The organism is Pseudomonas sp. PA1(2017) (genome assembly GCF_001945375.1).
Classification (GTDB): Bacteria; Pseudomonadota; Gammaproteobacteria; order Pseudomonadales; family Pseudomonadaceae; genus Aquipseudomonas.
The window spans coordinates 1,000-16,775 of sequence record NZ_MSXU01000012.1 but is presented as its reverse complement, the minus strand read 5'-3'; the positions used below and the strand labels follow the sequence as shown (position 1 = coordinate 16,775).

12 protein-coding genes and 1 tRNA gene are annotated in these 15,776 nt (G+C 58.9%); all 13 read right to left on the bottom strand.

Translation table 11 applies throughout. From position 1 onward, the window contains the following. On the bottom strand, window positions 1–395 hold a 395-nt coding region (locus tag BVH01_RS17240), incomplete at its 3' end, for a GTP-binding protein (protein ID WP_139315589.1). A gap of 30 nt (window positions 396–425) precedes the next feature. Beyond that, a complete protein-coding gene (fusA, locus tag BVH01_RS17235) occupies window positions 426–2,555 on the bottom strand; it encodes an elongation factor G (protein ID WP_074890258.1) in 2,130 nt (709 codons plus the stop codon). A 30-nt stretch (window positions 2,556–2,585) separates the two neighbouring features. Then, window positions 2,586–3,056: a 30S ribosomal protein S7 gene (rpsG, locus tag BVH01_RS17230; RefSeq protein ID WP_010490886.1), complete on the bottom strand. Its 471-nt coding sequence runs from the start codon at window positions 3,054–3,056 to the stop codon at window positions 2,586–2,588. Between the two features lie 117 nt (window positions 3,057–3,173). Beyond that, window positions 3,174–3,545 carry a 30S ribosomal protein S12 gene (rpsL, locus tag BVH01_RS17225; protein ID WP_003186084.1) on the bottom strand — a complete coding sequence of 124 codons (372 nt, stop codon included), beginning with the start codon at window positions 3,543–3,545 and terminating at the stop codon, window positions 3,174–3,176. Window positions 3,546–3,703: 158 nt separating this feature from the next. Next, window positions 3,704–7,903: a DNA-directed RNA polymerase subunit beta' gene (gene rpoC, locus BVH01_RS17220; RefSeq protein WP_075931515.1), complete on the bottom strand. Its 4,200-nt coding sequence runs from the start codon at window positions 7,901–7,903 to the stop codon at window positions 3,704–3,706. 61 nt (window positions 7,904–7,964) lie between these two features. Continuing rightward, a complete protein-coding gene (rpoB, locus tag BVH01_RS17215) occupies window positions 7,965–12,038 on the bottom strand; it encodes a DNA-directed RNA polymerase subunit beta (RefSeq protein WP_075931514.1) in 4,074 nt (1,357 codons plus the stop codon). Between the two features lie 220 nt (window positions 12,039–12,258). Further along, the gene (gene rplL / locus BVH01_RS17210) at window positions 12,259–12,627 is read right to left on the bottom strand and encodes a 50S ribosomal protein L7/L12 (protein WP_074890265.1); all 369 of its coding nucleotides are present in this window, start codon (window positions 12,625–12,627) and stop codon (window positions 12,259–12,261) included. 80 nt (window positions 12,628–12,707) lie between these two features. Then, on the bottom strand, window positions 12,708–13,208 hold the full coding sequence (gene rplJ / locus BVH01_RS17205; RefSeq protein ID WP_075931513.1) for a 50S ribosomal protein L10: 501 nt from the start codon (window positions 13,206–13,208) through the stop codon (window positions 12,708–12,710). 212 nt (window positions 13,209–13,420) lie between these two features. After that, the gene (rplA, locus tag BVH01_RS17200) at window positions 13,421–14,116 is read right to left on the bottom strand and encodes a 50S ribosomal protein L1 (protein ID WP_070887121.1); all 696 of its coding nucleotides are present in this window, start codon (window positions 14,114–14,116) and stop codon (window positions 13,421–13,423) included. Beyond that, window positions 14,116–14,547 carry a 50S ribosomal protein L11 gene (gene rplK / locus BVH01_RS17195; protein WP_013789749.1) on the bottom strand — a complete coding sequence of 144 codons (432 nt, stop codon included), beginning with the start codon at window positions 14,545–14,547 and terminating at the stop codon, window positions 14,116–14,118. The genes rplA and rplK overlap by 1 nt, the downstream gene beginning before the upstream one ends. Window positions 14,548–14,663: 116 nt before the next feature. Further along, window positions 14,664–15,197, bottom strand: coding sequence for a transcription termination/antitermination protein NusG (gene nusG, locus BVH01_RS17190; RefSeq protein WP_013789748.1), 534 nt, complete (start codon window positions 15,195–15,197; stop codon window positions 14,664–14,666). Window positions 15,198–15,210: 13 nt separating this feature from the next. Then, window positions 15,211–15,579 (bottom strand): preprotein translocase subunit SecE, encoded by a 369-nt coding sequence (gene secE, locus BVH01_RS17185; RefSeq protein ID WP_075931512.1) that lies wholly within the window; start codon window positions 15,577–15,579, stop codon window positions 15,211–15,213. A 43-nt stretch (window positions 15,580–15,622) separates the two neighbouring features. Continuing rightward, window positions 15,623–15,698: transfer RNA gene (locus tag BVH01_RS17180), tRNA-Trp, on the bottom strand. Window positions 15,699–15,776 lie beyond the last annotated feature (78 nt).

Here is a 15,776-nt window from a genome sequence, read left to right as displayed (position 1 = left end):
ACGATGTACGGAACGCCTACCTGACGGGACAGCAGGATGTGCTCACGAGTTTGCGGCATCGGACCATCAGCGGCCGAGCAAACCAGGATAGCGCCGTCCATCTGGGCAGCACCGGTGATCATGTTCTTGACGTAGTCAGCGTGACCCGGGCAGTCAACGTGCGCGTAGTGACGTACGGACGAATCGTACTCTACGTGTGCAGTGTTGATGGTGATACCACGAGCCTTCTCTTCCGGAGCGCTATCGATCTTGTCGAAGTCGACCTTGGCCGAACCGAAAACTTCGGAGCAGACGCGAGTCAGAGCAGCGGTCAGAGTGGTTTTGCCATGGTCAACGTGACCGATGGTGCCAACGTTGACGTGCGGTTTGTTACGTTCGAATTTTTCTTTAGCCACGACAGTGAACCTCTTGCCTAAAGGGCTGAATCAGCCTTGTTTTTTAACCAGAGCTTCGACGATGTTCGCCGGAGCCTCGGAGTACTTGGAGAATTCCATGGAGTAGCTTGCGCGACCCTGGGACATGGAGCGAACGTCGGTTGCGTAACCGAACATCTCACCCAGCGGAACCTCAGCACGGATAACCTTACCGGAAACCGAGTCTTCCATACCCTGGATCAGACCACGACGACGGTTCAGGTCACCCATCACGTCACCCATGTAGTCCTCAGGGGTTACAACTTCTACTTTCATGATCGGCTCAAGCACAACACCGCCGCCCTTCTGGGCCAGCTGCTTGGTCGCCATGGAAGCTGCCACCTTGAACGCCATCTCGTTGGAGTCGACGTCATGGTAGGAACCGTCAAACACGGTCGCCTTAAGGCCGATCAGCGGATAGCCGGCAACGACGCCGTTCTTCATCTGCTCTTCGATACCTTTCTGGATGGCCGGGATGTATTCCTTCGGAACCACACCGCCCACGACTTCGTTTACGAATACCAGACCTTCCTGACCTTCGTCTGCCGGAGCAAAGCGAATCCAGCAGTGACCGAACTGACCACGACCACCGGACTGACGAACGAACTTGCCTTCGATTTCGCAGTTCTTGGTGATCTTCTCGCGGTAGGAAACCTGCGGCTTGCCGATGTTGGCCTCGACGTTGAACTCGCGCTTCATGCGGTCAACGAGGATGTCCAGGTGCAGCTCACCCATACCGGAGATGATGGTCTGGCCAGTCTCTTCGTCGGTCTTGACGCGGAACGACGGGTCTTCCTGAGCGAGTTTGCCCAGTGCGATACCCATCTTCTCCTGGTCAGCCTTGGTCTTCGGCTCAACGGCTACCGAGATAACCGGCTCCGGGAAGTCCATACGCTCGAGGATGATTGGCTTGTCGGCGTTGCACAGGGTGTCACCAGTGGTGACGTCCTTCATGCCGATCAGTGCGGCGATGTCGCCAGCGCGCACTTCCTTGATCTCTTCACGCTGGTTGGCGTGCATCTGCACCATACGACCAACGCGCTCTTTCTTGCCCTTGACCGAGTTGATGACGGAGTCACCGGAGGTCAGGAAGCCGGAGTAGACGCGGACGAAGGTCAGAGTACCTACGAACGGGTCGGTAGCGATCTTGAACGCCAGAGCCGAGAACGGCTCGTCGTCGGAAGCGTGACGCTCGTCGAAGTCGGCGTCGACCAGCTCTTCCTTCGGCTTCTCGATCAGATCAGGGTGGATACCCTTGATCGCCGGGATTTCGGTAGGAGCAGGCAGGAAGTCGATGACCGCATCGAGAACCAGGGGAACGCCCTTGTTCTTGAACGAGGAACCACAGACGGCCGGAACGATTTCGCTGGCCAGGGTGCGCAGGCGCAGACCGGCTTTGATTTCCTCGACGGAGAGCTCGCCCTCTTCGAGGTACTTGTTCATCAGCTCTTCGTTGGCTTCGGCAGCGGCTTCGACCATGTTGCTGCGCCACTCGTTGGCGAGCTCGAGCATTTCCGCCGGAATTTCTTCCTCGCGGTAGGTGGTGCCCTTGTCGTCATCGTTCCAGTAGATAGCCTTCATCTTGATCAGATCGACCTGACCTTCGAAGTTCTCTTCTGCACCAATGGCCAGCTGGATCGGCACCGGAGTGTGGCCCAGACGGTTCTTGATCTGACCGACGACGCGCAGGAAGTTGGCGCCTGCACGATCCATCTTGTTGACGTAGACAACGCGCGGTACGCCGTACTTGTTGGCCTGACGCCATACGGTTTCGGACTGCGGCTCGACGCCGGAAGTACCACAGAACACAACGACAGCGCCGTCGAGTACGCGCAGCGAACGCTCTACTTCAATGGTGAAGTCAACGTGGCCGGGGGTATCGATGACGTTTACGCGGTAGTTGTCGTACTGACCACGCGAACCTTTCCAGAAGGTGGTAACGGCAGCGGAGGTAATGGTGATACCACGCTCCTGCTCCTGCACCATCCAGTCGGTAGTGGCTGCACCGTCATGCACCTCACCCATCTTGTGGCTGAGACCTGTGTAGAACAGGATCCGCTCGGTAGTAGTGGTCTTGCCCGCATCGACGTGCGCGCAAATACCAATGTTACGGTAGCGGTTAATTGCTGTATTACGAGCCATAAAGCCCTCGCAAATTGAGTGATGCCGGATTTAGAAACGGTAGTGCGAGAACGCTTTGTTGGCTTCGGCCATACGGTGCACGTCTTCACGCTTCTTGACTGCGGCGCCCTTGCCTTCGGCAGCGTCCAACAGTTCACCAGCCAAACGCAGAGCCATGGATTTCTCGCCACGCTTACGGGCGAAATCCACCAGCCAGCGCATGGCCAGAGCGTTACGACGGGACGGACGAACTTCGACCGGAACCTGGTAAGTAGCACCGCCTACACGGCGCGACTTCACTTCGACCAGCGGAGCGATGGCGTCGAGAGCTTTCTCGAAGATTTCCAGGGGATCGCTGTTCTTACGCTCTTTGACCTTGTCCAGGGCGCCATAAACGATACGCTCGGCAACGGCTTTCTTGCCGCTTTCCATCACGTGGTTCATGAACTTGGCCAGGATTTGGCTTCCGTATTTTGGATCGTCAAGCACTTCGCGCTTGGCTGCTACACGACGTCTTGGCATTTGATAAGCCCTCAAACGGTCTTCAGGTTAGCCCGGAACTGTAACCATCTGGTTACGCCCGACCTTACTCTTATCGACTCAATAAAATTAGAAACTGCATTCAGTACCGACGGCCGATCACTTCGGACGCTTGGTACCGTACTTCGAACGACCCTGGTTACGGCCTTTGACACCCGAGGTGTCCAGCGAGCCGCGAACGGTGTGGTAACGCACACCTGGCAAGTCTTTTACACGACCGCCACGGATCAGCACGACGCTGTGCTCTTGCAGGTTGTGACCTTCACCACCGATGTACGAGGAAACCTCGAAACCATTGGTCAGGCGTACACGGCAAACTTTACGCAGTGCCGAGTTAGGTTTTTTCGGCGTGGTGGTATACACGCGAGTGCACACGCCACGACGCTGGGGGCAGTTCTGCAGCGCAGGTACGTCGGATTTCTCGACGATACGCTTGCGCGGCTGACGCACCAGCTGGTTGATAGTTGCCATCTACTAGCTCCACTGTCCGTCTTTCGACGCTATTTATTTACACCATAAATAAATGGCAGGGCTGAAGCCCTGCCATATTTAGGGGTGCATGAGTCTAAAGAGACTCGCCCCCCCAGTCAAGATACGTTACCCGGCTGCCAGGCAGCCGGGTCGCGCTCTCAATTTTCGCTGGAGTTCAGCGCTTCGGTCAGCGCTGCTTCCACTTCGCTGGCGCTGACGCGCATCGGTTTCTCGGCATCACGCTTGCGCTTGCGCTCGCTGTGATAGGCCAGACCGGTACCCGCCGGGATCAGACGACCCACGACCACGTTCTCTTTGAGACCACGCAGGAAGTCACGCTTGCCGGTAACCGCCGCCTCGGTGAGGACGCGAGTGGTTTCCTGGAAGGATGCCGCCGAGATGAACGACTCGGTGGACAGCGACGCCTTGGTGATACCCAGCAGCACGCGAGTGTACTTGGCAACGAACTTGTCCTCTTCGGCCAGGCGCTCGTTCTCGCCCAGTACCTGAGTGAGCTCCATCTGGTCGCCCTTGATGAAGCTGGAGTCGCCAGACTCGGACACTTCGACCTTGCGCAACATCTGGCGCAGGATGGTCTCGATGTGCTTGTCGTTGATCTTCACGCCCTGCAGACGGTAAACGTCCTGGATCTCGTTGACGATGTACTTGGCCAACGCGCTGACGCCCAGCAGACGCAGGATGTCGTGCGGATCGCTCGGACCGTCGGAGATGACTTCACCCTTGTTGACTTGCTCACCTTCGAACACGTTCAGGTGACGCCATTTCGGGATCAGCTCTTCGTACGGATCGCTGCCATCGGTCGGCGTGATGACCAGGCGGCGCTTGCCCTTGGTCTCTTTACCGAACGAGATGGTGCCGCTGATTTCCGCCAGGATCGACGCTTCTTTCGGACGACGCGCTTCGAACAGGTCAGCAACGCGCGGCAGACCACCGGTGATGTCACGGGTCTTCGAGGTTTCCTGCGGGATACGGGCGATAACGTCACCGACCGCAACCTGCGCACCATCGGCCACGCCGACCAGGGCGTTGGCTGGCAGGAAGTACTGAGCAGGTACGTCGGTACCCGGCAGCAGCAGGTCCTTGCCGCTGGCGTCGACCAGCTTGACCGCAGGACGAATGTCCTTGCCGGCAGCTGGACGATCCTTGGCGTCGAGAACCTCGATGTTGGTCAGACCGGTCAGTTCGTCGGTCTGGCGCTTGATGGTGATGCCCTCCTCCATACCGACGAAGGTAACGGTACCCTTCATTTCGGTCACGATCGGGTGGGTGTGCGGGTCCCACTTGGCGACGATGGCGCCTGCGTCGACCTTGTCACCTTCCTTCACGGAAATGACCGCACCGTACGGCAGCTTGTAGCGCTCGCGCTCACGACCGAACTCGTCGGCAACGGCCAGCTCACCGGAACGCGATACCGCGATCAGGTTGCCGTCCAGACGCTCGACGTGCTTGAGGTTGTGCAGGCGAACCGCACCACCGTTCTTCACTTGGACGCTGTCGGCAGCCGAGGTCCGGCTCGCCGCACCACCGATGTGGAAGGTACGCATGGTCAGCTGGGTACCCGGCTCACCGATCGACTGGGCTGCGATAACGCCGACGGCTTCACCGATGTTGATCTGGTGACCGCGAGCAAGGTCGCGACCGTAGCACTTGGCGCAGATGCCGTAGCGGGTTTCACAGCTGATCGGCGAACGCACGACCACTTCGTCGATACTGTTCAGCTCGATGAACTCGACCCACTGCTCGTCGACCAGGGTACCGGCCGGAACGATGACGTCTTCGGTGCCAGGCTTGAACACGTCACGGGCGATGACACGGCCCAGTACGCGCTCACCCAGCGGCTCGACCACGTCGCCGCCTTCGATGTGCGGCGTCATGTGCAGACCCTGCTCGGTACCGCAATCGATCTCGGTCACTACCAGATCCTGGGCCACGTCGACCAGACGACGGGTCAGGTAACCGGAGTTCGCGGTCTTCAGTGCGGTATCCGCCAGACCTTTACGAGCACCGTGAGTGGAGATGAAGTACTGCAGTACCGACAGACCTTCGCGGAAGTTCGCGGTGATCGGCGTCTCGATGATCGAGCCGTCCGGCTTGGCCATCAGACCACGCATACCGGCCAGCTGACGGATCTGCGCAGCGGAACCACGCGCACCGGAGTCGGCCATCATGTACATGGAGTTGAAGGACTCCTGATCGACTTCGTTACCTTCGCGGTCGATGACCTTCTCTTTCGAGAGGTTGGCCATCATCGCCTTGGATACTTCGTCGTTGGCCTTCGACCAGAGGTCGATCACCTTGTTGTACTTCTCGCCCTGGGTAACCAGGCCGGAGGCGTACTGCGATTCGATTTCCTTCACTTCCTCGGTGGCGGCGTCGATGATGCGCGCCTTCTCATCCGGGATGACGAAGTCGTTCACGCCGATCGACACACCGGAGATGGTCGAATAGGCGAAACCGGTGTACATCAGCTGGTCGGCGAAGATGACGGTGTCCTTCAGACCCACGGTGCGGTAGCACTGGTTGATCAGACGGGAGATCGCCTTCTTCTTCATCGACTGGTTGACCACGTCGAACGACAGGCCCGCCGGCACGACCTGGAACAGCAGCGCGCGGCCGACGGTGGTGTCGACGATGCGGGTGTTCTTGGTGATGGTGCCGTCACGGTCTTTGATGACTTCGTTGATGCGCACTTTCACACGGGCGTGCAGGGACGCTTCGCCGGCGCGGAATACGCGGTCGACTTCCTGCAGGTCGGCGAATACGCGACCTTCGCCTTTGGCGTTGATGGCTTCACGAGTCATGTAGTACAGACCCAGTACCACGTCCTGGGACGGTACGATGATTGGCTCACCGTTGGCTGGCGACAGGATGTTGTTGGTCGACATCATCAGCGCGCGCGCTTCGAGCTGGGCTTCCAGCGTCAGCGGCACGTGAACGGCCATCTGGTCACCGTCGAAGTCGGCGTTGTACGCCGCACAAACCAGCGGGTGCAGCTGGATGGCTTTACCTTCGATCAGTACCGGCTCGAACGCCTGGATACCCAGACGGTGAAGCGTCGGTGCACGGTTGAGCAGTACGGGGTGTTCGCGAATCACTTCGGCGAGAACGTCCCACACTTCCGGCAGCTCGCGCTCGACCATCTTCTTGGCGGCCTTGATGGTGGTCGCCAGACCACGCATTTCCAGCTTGCCGAAAATGAACGGCTTGAACAGTTCCAGAGCCATCTTCTTCGGCAGGCCGCACTGGTGCAGGCGCAGAGCCGGGCCTACGGTAATAACCGAACGGCCGGAGTAGTCAACGCGCTTACCGAGCAGGTTCTGACGGAAACGACCCTGCTTACCCTTGATCATGTCAGCCAGGGATTTCAGAGGACGCTTGTTCGAACCGGTGATGGCACGACCGCGACGACCGTTGTCGAGCAGGGCATCGACCGCTTCCTGCAGCATGCGCTTTTCGTTGCGCACGATAATGTCCGGCGCGGACAGATCGAGCAGGCGCTTGAGGCGGTTGTTACGGTTGATGACGCGGCGATACAGGTCGTTCAGGTCGGAGGTGGCGAAACGGCCACCGTCCAGCGGAACGAGCGGACGCAGGTCTGGCGGCAGAACCGGCAGAACGGTCAGCACCATCCACTCTGGCAGGTTGCCGGAGCCTTGGAAGGCTTCCATCAACTTCAGACGCTTGGACAGCTTCTTGATCTTGGTTTCCGAGTTGGTCTGCGGAATCTCTTCGCGCAGGCGACCGATCTCGTGCTCCAGGTCGATAGCGTGCAGCAGCTCGCGAACGGCCTCGGCACCCATGCGGGCGTCGAAGTCGTCACCGAACTCTTCCAGCGCTTCGAAGTACTGCTCGTCGTTGAGCAGTTGGCCCTTCTCGAGGGTGGTCATGCCCGGATCGATAACCACGTAGCTCTCGAAGTAGAGCACGCGCTCGATATCACGCAGGGTCATGTCCATCAGCAGGCCGATACGGCTCGGCAGGGACTTCAGGAACCAGATGTGGGCAACGGGAGAAGCCAGTTCGATGTGCGCCATGCGCTCACGGCGAACCTTGGCCAGGGCGACTTCGACGCCGCACTTCTCACAGATCACGCCGCGGTGTTTGAGGCGCTTGTACTTACCGCACAGGCACTCGTAATCCTTGACCGGGCCAAAGATCTTGGCGCAGAACAGGCCATCACGCTCAGGCTTGAACGTACGGTAGTTGATGGTTTCCGGCTTTTTAACTTCACCGAACGACCACGAGCGGATCATCTCAGGCGAAGCAAGACCGATGCGAATGGCATCGAACTCTTCGACTTGACCCTGGTTTTTCAGCAAATTCAGTAGGTCTTTCAAGGCCTTTCCTCCTGGCGGAGCAGGCAGCGGGATTTTCGCCCCGCTGCCGATTCACGTCGTGTTATTCGGTTTCCAGATCGATGTCGATACCGAGCGAACGGATCTCTTTGATCAACACGTTGAAGGACTCGGGCATGCCCGGCTCCATGCGGTGATCGCCATCCACGATGTTCTTGTACATCTTGGTACGGCCGTTCACGTCGTCCGACTTGACGGTCAACATCTCCTGCAGGGTGTAGGCGGCGCCGTATGCTTCCAGAGCCCAGACCTCCATCTCCCCGAAGCGCTGACCACCGAACTGCGCCTTACCACCCAGCGGCTGCTGGGTAACCAGGCTGTAGGAACCGGTAGAACGAGCGTGCATCTTGTCGTCCACCAAGTGGTTCAGTTTCAGCATGTACATGTAACCGACCGTGGTCGGGCGCTCGAACTGGTTGCCGGTACGGCCGTCGAACAGGCGCATCTGGCCGCTCTCCGGCAGATCAGCCAGCTTCAGCATGGCCTTGATCTCTTTCTCCTTGGCACCGTCGAACACCGGCGTGGCCATCGGAACGCCCTTGCGCAGGTTGTTGGCCAGAGCCAGTACTTCCTGGTCGCTCAGCTCGTCGAGGTTTTCCTGGCGACCACCGATCTCGTTGTAGATCTCGCTCAGGAAACCACGCAGTTCAGCGATCTTGCGCTGCTCTTCGAGCATCAGGTTGATCTTCTCGCCCAGGCCCTTGGCCGCCAGGCCCAGGTGGGTTTCGAGGATCTGACCGACGTTCATACGCGATGGTACGCCCAGCGGGTTGAGGACGATGTCCACCGGCGTGCCGTTGGCATCGTGCGGCATGTCTTCGACCGGCATGATCACCGAGACCACACCCTTGTTACCGTGACGACCGGCCATCTTGTCACCCGGCTGGATGCGACGGCGGATAGCCAGGTAGACCTTGACGATCTTCAGTACGCCCGGTGCCAGGTCATCGCCCTGCTGCAGCTTGCGTTTCTTGTCTTCGAACTTGTCGTCGAGCAGCTGACGGCGGTCGGAGATGTAGGCCTGGGCCTTTTCCAACTGCTCGTTCAGGGCGTCGTCGGCCATGCGCAGCTTGAACCACTGGCCACGCTCCAGGCCGTCGAGCACTTCATCAGTGATCTCCGCACCTTTCTTCAGGCCAGCGCCGCCTTCGGCGACCTTGCCAACCAGTGCAGCGCGCAGACGCTCGAAGGTCGCGCCTTCGACGATGCGGAACTCTTCGTTCAGGTCCTTGCGGATCTCGTCCAGCTGGCTCTTCTCGATCGACAGGGCGCGCGCATCGCGCTCCACGCCGTCACGGGTGAAGACCTGTACGTCGATGACGGTACCCTTGGTGCCGGTCGGCACGCGCAGGGAGGTGTCCTTAACGTCGCTGGCCTTCTCACCGAAGATCGCGCGCAGCAGCTTTTCTTCCGGAGTCAGCTGGGTCTCGCCTTTCGGGGTGACCTTGCCGACCAGGATGTCGCCCGGGCCGACTTCAGCGCCGACGTAGACGATACCCGCTTCGTCGAGCTTGTTCAGTGCAGCCTCACCCACGTTCGGGATGTCCGCAGAGATTTCCTCTGGGCCGAGCTTGGTGTCACGGGCCACACAGGTCAGTTCCTGGATGTGGATCGTGGTGAAGCGGTCTTCCTGAACCACGCGCTCGGAGAGCAGGATGGAGTCTTCGAAGTTGTAACCGTTCCACGGCATGAACGCGACGCGCATGTTCTGACCCAGCGCCAGTTCACCCATGTCGGTGGACGGGCCGTCGGCCATGATGTCGCCACGTGCCACCACGTCACCTTTCTGCACCAGCGGACGCTGGTTGATGCAGGTGTTCTGGTTGGAGCGGGTGTATTTGGTCAGGTTGTAGATGTCCACACCGGCTTCACCGGTTTCGACTTCGTCATCGGCAACACGAACCACGATACGGCTGGCGTCGACGGAGTCGATCACACCGCCGCGACGAGCGACCACGCAGACACCGGAGTCACGGGCGACGTTGCGCTCCATGCCGGTACCGACCAGCGGCTTGTCCGAACGCAGGGTCGGTACAGCCTGACGCTGCATGTTCGAACCCATGAGTGCACGGTTGGCGTCGTCGTGCTCGAGGAACGGGATCAGCGAGGCAGCGACGGAAACGACCTGCTTCGGCGAAACGTCCATCAGGGTGACGTCTTCCGGCGCCTTGACAGTGAACTCGTTCAGGTGACGTACGGCAACCAGCTCGTCGATCAGCTGCCCCTTGTCGTTCAGGGTCGCGGACGCCTGGGCGATGACGTGGTCGGCTTCTTCGATGGCGGACAGGAACACGATCTCGTCGGTGACCTGACCTTCCTTGACCACACGGTACGGGCTTTCCAGGAAGCCGTACTGGTTGGTACGGGCATAAGCCGCCAGGGAGTTGATCAGACCGATGTTCGGACCTTCCGGCGTTTCGATCGGGCACACGCGGCCGTAGTGGGTCGGGTGTACGTCGCGGACTTCGAAGCCGGCGCGCTCACGGGTCAGACCGCCCGGGCCGAGTGCGGAGACACGGCGCTTGTGGGTGATCTCGGAGAGCGGGTTGTTCTGGTCCATGAACTGGGAAAGCTGGCTGGAACCGAAGAACTCCTTCACCGCCGCCGCAACCGGCTTGGCGTTGATCAGGTCCTGCGGCATCAGGCCTTCGCTTTCGGCCATCGACAGACGTTCCTTGACCGCACGCTCGACGCGCACCAGACCAACGCGGAACTGGTTCTCGGCCATCTCGCCTACACAACGCACACGGCGGTTACCCAGGTGGTCGATGTCATCGACGATGCCTTTGCCGTTACGGATGTCGACCAGGGTCTTGAGCACTTCGACGATGTCTTCGCGGCTCAACACGCCCGAACCTTCGATCTCGGTGCGACCGATACGACGGTTGAACTTCATGCGGCCAACGGCGGACAGGTCGTAACGCTCGGCGCTGAAGAACAGGTTGTTGAACAGGGTCTCGGCGGCATCCTTGGTTGGTGGCTCGCCAGGACGCATCATGCGATAGATTTCGACCAGCGCTTCGAGCTGGTTAGTGGTGCTGTCGATTTTCAGCGTGTCGCTGATGAACGGACCACAGTCGATATCGTTGGTGTACAGGGTCTCGATGCGAACGACCTGAGCCTTGGCGATCTTGGCCAGCAGTTCGACGCTCAGCTCGGTGTTGCACTCGGCGAGGATCTCACCGGTAGCCGGGTGCACGATCGCCTTGGCGGTGGTGCGGCCAATCAGGTAGTCGAACGGTACGTCCAGCTCCTTGATGCCAGCCTTGTCCAGCTGGTTGATGTGGCGAGCGGTAATACGACGACCCTGCTCGACGATCACCTTGCCGCTGCCATCCTTGATGTCCTGGCTGGCGATTTCACCGCGCAGGCGCTGCGGTACCAGCTCCAGGCTCAAGCCTTCGGCTTTCACATGGAAAACGTTGGTGGTGTAGAAGGCATCGAGCACTTCTTCGGTGCTGTAGCCCAGTGCGCGCAGCAGTACCGAGGCCGGCAGCTTGCGGCGACGGTCGATACGCACGAATACCGCGTCTTTCGGGTCGAACTCGAAGTCCAGCCAGGAACCACGGTAAGGAATGATGCGCGCGGAGTACAGCAGCTTGCCCGAGCTGTGCGTCTTGCCACGGTCGTGGTCGAAGAACACACCTGGGGAACGGTGCAGCTGGGAAACGATCACGCGCTCGGTACCGTTGATGACGAAGGTACCGTTCTCGGTCATGAGCGGAATTTCGCCCATGTACACTTCCTGCTCTTTGATGTCCTTGATCGCTTTGTTCGACGATTCTTTGTCGAAAATGATCAGGCGCACTTTCACGCGCAGCGGCACTGCGAAGGTCACACCACGCAGCACGCACTCTTTGACGTCGAACGCCGGCTCACCCAGACGGTAGCCGACGTATTCCAGAGCAGCGTTGCCGGAGTAGCTGATGATCGGGAATACAGATTTGAAGGCCGCATGCAGGCCGATGTCGCGGAACTGTTCCTTGCTCGCGCCTTGCTGCAGGAATTCGCGGTACGAATCCAGCTGGATGGCCAGGAGGTAAGGCACATCCATGACATCCGGCAACTTGCTAAAGTCCTTGCGGATACGTTTTTTCTCAGTGTATGAGTAAGCCATCAGCGTTCCCCAGCTTGGTCACCTGCTTATTTGGCTTCTCCGACGGGAGCAGCCAGAAACTCGTGCAAACCCTAGGTTTGCTCCACCTCGTTGGTGGGTTTTTCACGCTCCAGGCCAAGGCTGTGGAACAGCCGAACTAGAACGGAAAAAGGCCGGTGGCAAGAGCCACCAGCCGTCAGCCTTGTGCGAGTCGCGCGGGCTGTAGACGCAAGGTCGTCGCTTACTTGAGCTCGACTTTGGCGCCTGCTTCTTCCAGAGCTTTCTTGGCAGCTTCGGCTTCGTCTTTCGACACGCCTTCTTTGACCACGCCAGGAGCGCCGTCAACTACTGCTTTGGCTTCTTTCAGACCCAGACCGGTCAGTTCGCGAACTGCCTTGATCACGTTCACTTTCTTGTCGCCAGCTTCAGCCAGAACGACGGTGAACTCGGTCTGCTCTTCAGCAGCGGCAGCAGCCGGGCCAGCAGCGGCAACGGTGGCAGCAGCAGCGGTAACGCCGAAGGTTTCTTCCATCGCTTTGATCAGCTCAACGATTTCCATAACGGATTTCTGGCCGATCGCTTCGATGATTTGCTCGTTAGTCAGAGACATGACTATCAATTCCTGTATTGGGGTGACGGCCTACGCGACCATCAAATTAAACATGTGATTTCGAAAGGTGCTACGCGGCCTTAGGCAGCGGCGGCTTCTTTCTGGTCGCGAATGGCTGCCAGAGTGCGAGCGAGCTTGCTGGTGGCGCCTTGGATAACGCTCATCAGCTGTGCGATACCCTCGTCGCGGGTCGGCAGGCTTGCCAGTACGTCGATCTGATTGGCTGCAAGGTACTTGCCCTCGAACGCAGCTGCTTTGATCTCGAACTTGTCCTGACCCTTGGCGAAATCCTTGAACAGACGGGCAGCGGCGCCCGGGTGCTGGTTGGAGAACGCAATCAGGGTCGGGCCTTTGAACACGTCGTTGAGCACGTCGTACTGAGTGCCTTCAACGGCGCGCTTGAGCAGGGTGTTACGTACGACACGTACGTATACGCCAGCTTCGCGGGCCTCTTTACGGAGTCCGGTCATCGCACCTACGGTCACGCCACGGGCATCGGCCACGACAGCGGACAGGGCAGCTTTGGCAGCCTCGTTGACTTCAGCGACGATGGCCTTCTTGTCTTCGAGTTTAATTGCCACGGGTTTACTCCTGGATGTTACCGTTTCGCCCAGCCTAGGCCGGACGGCGTTTTGGTGTCTGATTCGGTAAGAATCGGGAGCACCATCTGCGTAGGGTTGAAGATCGCTCTTCGGGTTTGAGACTTGCGCCCCCTACGGTCTTGGATAGCCCCCGCCAGGCAGGGACCCCAATTTTTCGCAGCAGGCGCACCAGGTGCGCCTGCCGTCATGCATTAAGCGTCCAGCGAACCTTGATCGATCAGCAGACCTGGGCCCATGGTGGTGCTCAGGGTCACGCGCTTGACGTAGACACCTTTCGAGGTCGACGGCTTCAGGCGCTTCAGATCGGCCAGCAGCGCTTCCACGTTCTGCTTCAGCTTGTCGGCTTCGAAGCCAACCTTGCCGACGGAACCGTGGATGATGCCGTTCTTGTCGGTACGGAAACGTACCTGACCAGCCTTGGCATTCTTGACTGCGGTAGCGACGTCCGGGGTTACGGTGCCGACTTTCGGGTTAGGCATCAGGCCACGCGGGCCGAGTACCTGGCCCAGCTGGCCAACAACGCGCATGGCATCCGGGGAAGCGATGACGACGTCATAGTTCAGGTCGCCGCCTTTCATTTCGGCAGCCAGATCGTCCATACCTACGCGATCAGCACCGGCAGCCAGAGCAGCTTCAGCGCCCGGACCTTGAGTGAAGACAGCGACGCGAACGGTTTTGCCGCTGCCGTTAGGCAGAACGGTGGCACCACGAACGACCTGATCGGATTTACGCGGGTCAACGCCGAGGTTGATGGAAATATCAACGGACTCGGAGAACTTGACTGCGGAAATTTCGGCCAGCAGCGCAGCAGCATCATTGAAGCTGTAGGCCTTGCCGGGCTCGATTTTGGCTGCGATAGCCTTTTGACGCTTGGTCAGCTTAGCCATTACACGCCCTCCACGTTGAGGCCCATGCTACGAGCAGAACCGGCGATGGTGCGCACAGCTGCATCCATATCAGCTGCAGTCAGATCAGCCTGCTTGGTCTTGGCGATCTCTTCGAGCTGGGCACGGGTAACGGTACCGACCTTGACAGTGTTCGGACGAGCCGAACCGCTGGTCAGACCAGCTGCTTTCTTCAGCAGCACGGAAGCCGGGGTGCTCTTGGTTTCGAACGTGAAGCTACGGTCACTGTATACAGTGATGATCACTGGAGTCGGCAGACCAGGTTCCATGCCCTGGGTCTTGGCGTTGAACGCCTTGCAGAATTCCATGATGTTGACGCCGTGCTGGCCCAGAGCGGGACCAACGGGTGGCGACGGGTTGGCCTGACCGGCCTTTACTTGCAGCTTGATATAAGCCGTGATTTTCTTAGCCATTAGCTACTCCAGTTACGGGTTCTAGCGCCTTTCAGCTCCCCGACTATTGCCTGTTTATCCCAGTGACAACAAAACCCCGCAGCCTATGACTGCGGGGTATGGGATGCGTGTGTCAGTTACGACTTCTCGACCTGACTGAACTCCAGCTCGACCGGAGTGGCACGACCGAAAATGGTCACCGCCACCTGGATACGGCTCTTCTCGTAATTCACTTCTTCGACGACGCCACTGAAATCAGCGAACGGACCATCGATAACACGAACCATCTCGCCCGGCTCGAACAGCGTCTTGGGCTTGGGCTTGTCACCACTATCGGCGACACGACGCAGAATGGCGTCAGCTTCTTTCTCGGTGATCGGCGCCGGCTTGTCGGCAGTACCACCGATGAAGCCCATCACTCGGGGCGTATCCTTGATCAAGTGCCAAGTCGCCTCGTTCATTTCCATCTGCACCAGCACGTAGCCTGGAAAGAACTTGCGCTCACTCTTGCGCTTCTGGCCGTTACGCATCTCCACCACTTCTTCGGTGGGCACCAGAATTTCGCCGAACTCATCTTCCATTCCGGCGAATTTTACGCGCTCGATCAGCGAACGCATTACATGCTTCTCGTAACCCGAGTAAGCATGCACAACGTACCAACGCTTAGCCACGGGACACCCTATCTCAACTTACAATAAACGACACAAGCCAACCGAGGAGCGAATCGAGCCCCCAGAGCACCAGAGCCATGACAATCACGACCAGGACGACGATCAGCGTGGTTTGCGTGGTTTCCTGACGGGTCGGCCAGACAACCTTGCGAATCTCGACGCGAGCTTCTTTTGCCAGACCGAAGAAGGACTGGCCTTTTGCCGTTTGCAATGCGATCAGCGCAGCGACGACCGCCAGCACCAGCAAAGCAACGACACGATACAGAATCGGCTCACCCGAAAAGTACTGATTACCGACCACTCCAGCGACCACGAGCAGGGCCACCGCGATCCACTTGAGCAGATCAAAACGAGAGTCTTTGGCTTCAGCCTTAACATTCATGAACAAGGATCCTGTGAGAAGACACGCCAAATTCGTTAGAAAATGGCAGGTCAGGAGGGAATCGAACCCCCAACCTGCGGTTTTGGAGACCGCCGCTCTGCCAATTGAGCTACTGACCTAGAACAAAATCAGGCCGACCATTATGCCGGCCTGAGGGGGACAGATCAACCGATTATTCGACGATCTTTGCTACAACA

Bases quoted from the DNA above. Each gene is read 5' to 3' on its own strand.
- rplK (WP_013789749.1), bottom strand. From the start codon at position 14,547: ATGGCTAAGAAAATCACGGCTTATATCAAGCTGCAAGTAAAGGCCGGT.
- rplA (WP_070887121.1), bottom strand. From the start codon at position 14,116: ATGGCTAAGCTGACCAAGCGTCAAAAGGCTATCGCAGCCAAAATCGAG.
- rpoB (WP_075931514.1), bottom strand. From the start codon at position 12,038: ATGGCTTACTCATACACTGAGAAAAAACGTATCCGCAAGGACTTTAGC.
- secE (WP_075931512.1), bottom strand. From the start codon at position 15,579: ATGAATGTTAAGGCTGAAGCCAAAGACTCTCGTTTTGATCTGCTCAAG.
- rplL (WP_074890265.1), bottom strand. From the start codon at position 12,627: ATGTCTCTGACTAACGAGCAAATCATCGAAGCGATCGGCCAGAAATCC.
- rpsG (WP_010490886.1), bottom strand. From the start codon at position 3,056: ATGCCAAGACGTCGTGTAGCAGCCAAGCGCGAAGTGCTTGACGATCCA.
- rpsL (WP_003186084.1), bottom strand. From the start codon at position 3,545: ATGGCAACTATCAACCAGCTGGTGCGTCAGCCGCGCAAGCGTATCGTC.
- fusA (WP_074890258.1), bottom strand. From the start codon at position 2,555: ATGGCTCGTAATACAGCAATTAACCGCTACCGTAACATTGGTATTTGC.